Origin of the sequence: Xanthomonas axonopodis (assembly GCF_001304695.1) — a bacterium.
In the GTDB taxonomy this organism is placed as follows: domain Bacteria; phylum Pseudomonadota; class Gammaproteobacteria; order Xanthomonadales; family Xanthomonadaceae; genus Xanthomonas; species Xanthomonas axonopodis.
The window spans coordinates 1-4919 of record NZ_JFAQ01000011.1 but is presented as its reverse complement, the minus strand read 5'-3'; the positions used below and the strand labels follow the sequence as shown (position 1 = coordinate 4919).

General features: G+C 63.1%; 3 protein-coding genes. 2 read left to right on the top strand and 1 reads right to left on the bottom strand.

The window, feature by feature from the left end; all coding sequences use genetic code 11:
* Positions 1 to 339: 339 nt before the first annotated feature.
* Both XAXN_RS01015 and XAXN_RS01010 read left to right on the top strand, forming a co-directional pair.
* Positions 340 to 1443 (top strand): DUF4380 domain-containing protein, encoded by a 1104-nt coding sequence (locus tag XAXN_RS01015; protein WP_277422446.1) that lies wholly within the window; start codon positions 340 to 342, stop codon positions 1441 to 1443.
* Positions 1444 to 1511: 68 nt separating this feature from the next.
* Positions 1512 to 3113, top strand: coding sequence for an OpgD/OpgG family glucan biosynthesis protein (locus tag XAXN_RS01010; protein WP_054318172.1), 1602 nt, complete (start codon positions 1512 to 1514; stop codon positions 3111 to 3113).
* Positions 3114 to 3282: 169 nt separating this feature from the next.
* Here the strand turns inward: XAXN_RS01010 and XAXN_RS01005 are convergent, their stop codons facing one another.
* Positions 3283 to 4527, bottom strand: coding sequence for a GAF domain-containing sensor histidine kinase (locus XAXN_RS01005; RefSeq protein WP_054318170.1), 1245 nt, complete (start codon positions 4525 to 4527; stop codon positions 3283 to 3285).
* Positions 4528 to 4919: the final 392 nt, after the last annotated feature.

Here is a 4919-nt window from a genome sequence, read left to right as displayed (position 1 = left end):
GTTGCCCACATGAAGCACAGAGGCCTCCCAACAGAGGCCTCGATCACCGGGATTGCCCTGAATGGGCAAAGCGATCTACGCGCCCCATCGTCTATGTGCATCCAACCTCCCGCGAAACGCGGGAACGGGGCTTGATCAGCGTTGCCCTAACGAAGCCCCTTGCTGCTCAAGTCCGTCGAGAGTGCTCAACACTCTGCGTGGCCAGGTCTTCTGGCTGACATGGCGCGAAATCGGACCTAGCGTGCAGCGAAGTTACAGCAAGCAGACGCGAGCAGCGGTGTTCTGGTGTCGACGCAGGCGGCGGGCCACAATCGCAAGGTCCTTATGTGGAAGCGCTGTATGTCCAGCTCGCGACAGCTTGTCATTCCTCTGGTGCTTATCGGTGCATGCGCGTTGCTATCGATGCCGTCGACTGGCGCGGTGACGCCCCCTTCGAGCGATGCAGCTGCCGTAGAGCGCCTCCCGTTGAAGACCAACGCGATAGAGCTCAGCGTCACGCCGGCATTTGGCGGGCGCGTGCTTTCGTTCAATCTGCGCGGCCAACCCAACGTGTTGAAGGTTGGTGCGGCGGTGGAGCAACAGCCTGCGCCCGAGGTGTCGGCTACCGCGGGGGATATTCCCTATTTCGGCCATGATGTGTGGGTCGGGCCGCAGAGTCAGTGGTGGCTGCACCAACACCTCAATGCCGAGCGTCAGGCGGCGGCCGCGGTATGGCCGCCGGATCCGTATCTGTCGCTGGCGCAGACGCGTGTCAGCGTGCGGCGGCATGACGTGGTGGAATTTGAAGGCGTGCCCAGTCCGCTGATCGGGGTGCAATTGCGCAAACAGATCAAACGTTCTGCAACGCGTGCGGACACTGTGGACATCCAGGCCAGCGCACGCAATATCCGCGCGCAGCCAATCGCCTGGGATCTTTGGTTCAATACGCGGGTTGCGGCCACCACGCGGGTGTTTGTGCCGGTTGCCACTGCTGCGGACATTCGGCTGCAGCCGCCGCGCGAGCCCGGCACGATTGCCCCGCATTATCAGCAAGAGCGCGGCCTGCTTGCGCTGCGTGCCGATGCGCGCCCAGACGGGTTGATCCAGCGCGGCAAGCTCTTGTTGCAGCCGTCTGCAGGATGGATGGCCGGTTTCGCGGGCGGGCAGGTCTTGGTGATTCGCTTCGCGCATCAACCGCTGACGGCGATCCATCCCGAGCAAGGCCAGGTGGAGTTGTATCTGGATGCGCCAGCCCAGCATCCGGAACAGGGATTGCTGGAAATGGAAGTGCATGCGCCGTATCGGCAGCTTGCGCCAGGTGTGCACATGCAGGCACAGGAGCAGTGGACGCTGCTGCGCTACACCGGGCCAGATGAGGAGCAGGCGCAGTGGCAGTTCCTTTGCAGCAACGCCAACGCGCTCGCGCTGGCCAATGCATGCGAGGCGCCGCCTCCGTCTTGCTGAGGCGCGCATTCACGTCGATGCCGGGCTGTGGCTATGATGTCGCCCATTCCCTGACCAGATCGATGCGCATGCAACGACGCCACTTCCTGAAGAATGCTGCTGCCGCATTGGCCGCGCTCGGCTTGCCGACGTTGCCGCAGTGTGCGCTGGCGGCCAAGGCTGTTGGTCTGCGTCGACTCGGGCAGCCGCAGCCGTTCGACTACGCCTGGTTGAAGGGGCAGGCGCACGCGCTGGCGAAGGCACCTTACAAGAGCCACAAGCAGGTGTTGCCGGGGCCGCTTGAGGCGCTTAACTGGGATCAGTACCAGTCCATCCACTATCGCCAGGACCACGCGCTGTGGGCCGATGGCAACGGCAAATTCCAGGCGAAATTCTTCCACCTGGGACTGTATTTCCATACCCCCGTGCACATCTACGACATCGTCGATGGCAAGGCACAGCAACTGGCCTACGACCCGGCGGCATTCGATTACGGCAGCAGCGGGCTGGGCGGCAAGCAACTGCCAAAGGATCTGGGCTTTGCCGGTTTCCGGCTCAATACACGCAAGGATACCGACCGCGATTTTTCGGCATTCCTGGGAGCAAGCTATTTCCGCGCTGTCGGCAAGGAAGGCCAGTATGGGCAATCGGCACGCGGGCTGGCCATCGATACCGGTACCGGCGGGCCGGAAGAGTTTCCGGATTTCATCGCCTATTACCTGGAGCAGCCGGCGGATGATTCGGACACGGTGGTGGTGTACGGCTTGCTGGATTCGCCCAGCGTTGCCGGCGCGTACCGCTTCGCCATCACCAATGGCGATGTGTTGCTGATGGACATCGACAGCGCGCTGTACCCACGCAAGGCGATCGAGCGGTTGGGTATCGGCCCATGCACCAGCATGTACCAGGTCGGCGAAAACGATAACCGGATGGACTGGGATTGGCGTCCGGAAATCCACGATACCGATGGCCTGGCGATGTGGACCGGCGGTGGCGAATGGATCTGGCGCCCGTTATGCAACCCGCCGCATCTGCGCTTCAACATGTTCGTCGACGAGAACCCGCGTGGGTTCGGGCTGCTGCAGCGCGACCGCAACTTCGATCACTACCAGGACGATGGCGTGTTCTACGAAAAGCGGCCGTGCCTGTGGGTGGAACCCAAGAGCGGTTGGGGCAAGGGATCGGTGCAACTGGTGGAAATTCCCACCGTGGACGAGACCTTCGACAACATCGTGGCGTTCTGGAACCCGCAAGCCAAGCCGCAGCCGGGGCAGGAACTGCTGATGGGCTACCGGCTGTATTGGGGCGCGCAGCCGCCGGCCAACTCGCCGCTGGCGCATTGCGTGGCCACCCGGACAGGACTGGGCGGCATCGTCGGGCAAAAACGCAGCCATTTCTCCTGGCGCTTTGCGGTGGATTTTGCCGGTGGCGAACTGGCCGCGCTGGCGAAGGATCCAAAGGTCAAGGTGGAGGCGGTGTTACAGGTGTCGCGCGGCACCACTGAAATTGTGTCGGCGCGCCCGCTGCACGAGCTCAAGGGCTACCGGGCGATGTTCGACCTGGCCCCGCCGGACGAGGGTACCCAGCAGATCGATATCCGCCTGTATCTGCGCGCCAACGGCAAGCCGCTCACCGAAACCTGGCTGTACCAATGGACGCCACCGCCGCCGAGCGAGCGCAAAATTTACTGAGGAGCGCCGAGCAAGGCGGCCGGCGGCGCTTGTTGCCGGCATCCGGTTGCCAGCACCGCTACAAGCGCCACTGCGGCGCCAGGGAACGTGTGGCTGGCATGCAGCATGCGGTTGGAGCGCCGCCTGTTGGCGCACTTGTCTGCGTGACGATCGACGCCGCGTAGCGCACTCAGGCCGGCGCCGAGGTGCCGACCAGATGCAGCCGTCCGCGCGGACGTGTGCAGGCCAGCTCCACGCGGAAGCAGGTGCCGTCCTTGCCGCTGATGATGCGTAATTCGCCTTGATGGGCCTTGGCGATCTGCGCTGCCATATGCAGACCCAGATCGACATCCGGTAGCGCACGTCCGTCGGTATGCACATGGGTGGAAGCGTGCAGCACATCCAGCCGCCGCGGATCGATCCCGTCCAGATTGCAGACTTCGATGCGTAGCCGGCCATGTTCGGTGACCGCGACCGCCTTGATCAGCGAACTTTGCGGCCCCTGCACGACCGCGTTGATCATCAGGCTGCCGAACATCTGCGCCAGACGGATCGCATCGCCGTGCACGGGCTCGTCGATGGCCACGTGCGTGGACAGCACCTGGTTGGGGTAGGCGGCGCGGGTTTCGTCCACGACCTGGGAGAGTGCATCGAGCAGGTCGCTCCCGTCGCCATAGTCCAGCTGCAGCCAATCGCGTTCGATGCCGCGAGCGAAATCGCATGCGAAATCGATCAGTTCTTCCATGCGCCGCAGGCTACGCTGCATCGAGCGGATGGAGCTGCCGTAGCGATGGTTGAGTTGGTCGATGGACAGCATATCCACCACCGCATGCATGGACTGCAATGGGTTGCGTAGATCGTGCCCGAGAATGCCAATAAATTCTTCGCGCAAGCGCGCCGAGGCACCAACGCGGCCCAGTTCGCTGCGGGCGCGTCGCGATTCCTGCGCGCTCTCTTCGGCGCGTTGCTCGGCCTGGATCTGTGCGGCAAGCAACTGTGCAAGCAGTTCGACCTTTTCCACCAGCGGTGCGTCCATGACGCGCGGCTGCGGGTCCAGCGCGCACAAGGTACCGAACACGCTGCCGTCGTCGAACTTGATCGGCACCGAGACGTAGCTCTCGAAGCCGTAGAGCCGCGGCGAAGGGTGATCGCGATAGACCGGGTCATCCGATGCATGCCCGAACCACACGGCATTGCCTTTCACCCGCACGCTGTCGCAAAACGTGGTGGCCAGCGGCAGCTCGTCGCCGGGCTGCAGGCCAAAGGACAATGCATCGTGCACCTGGCAGGTGATCCAGCGTGCATCGGTGACGCGGGCGACGGCGGCAAATCCCATCCCGGTCAGACGGGTGAGGACGCTCAACACGTCGGCGACCGAGGAGAGCCGGCCAACACGGGCGATATCGGCGCGCAATGCGGGAGGCAGTGGATCCATGAGTGCCTCCAAAGAGTAGACGATTGCCAGTTTACCGGACCGCGGTTGCGCCCGGTTGTGTGGGGCGCCGCTGTCTCACAAGCGCCACCATACGCTTGTCTGACGGCGCCCGCGATACCGCCGTGACCCGCATGCCCGCAGGTTTAGCAGCGCCTGCAACGCCTATAGCGCGTGGCAGGCGGGTCGCGGTGGGCGGTCGACGAAGGCGGTCCCGCCTCGTGTGCTGATCTGTTGCTCTTAAGAGGGTGTTTACATAATCATACAATTGCATCATCTCCTCGACGTCCCCCCGATTTTGAGTAGCACGCCAGTTTGGAGTCCAATTCCCTACCTGAAGGAGATTGGACGTGAAGAAGCGTTTTACCGAGGAACAAATCATTGGCTTTTTGAGG

Excerpts from the sequence above, each read along its gene's own strand:
- XAXN_RS01005 (WP_054318170.1), bottom strand. The coding sequence starts at position 4,527 with ATGGATCCACTGCCTCCCGCATTGCGCGCCGATATCGCCCGTGTTGGC.
- XAXN_RS01015 (WP_277422446.1), top strand. The coding sequence starts at position 340 with ATGTCCAGCTCGCGACAGCTTGTCATTCCTCTGGTGCTTATCGGTGCA.
- XAXN_RS01010 (WP_054318172.1), top strand. The coding sequence starts at position 1,512 with ATGCAACGACGCCACTTCCTGAAGAATGCTGCTGCCGCATTGGCCGCG.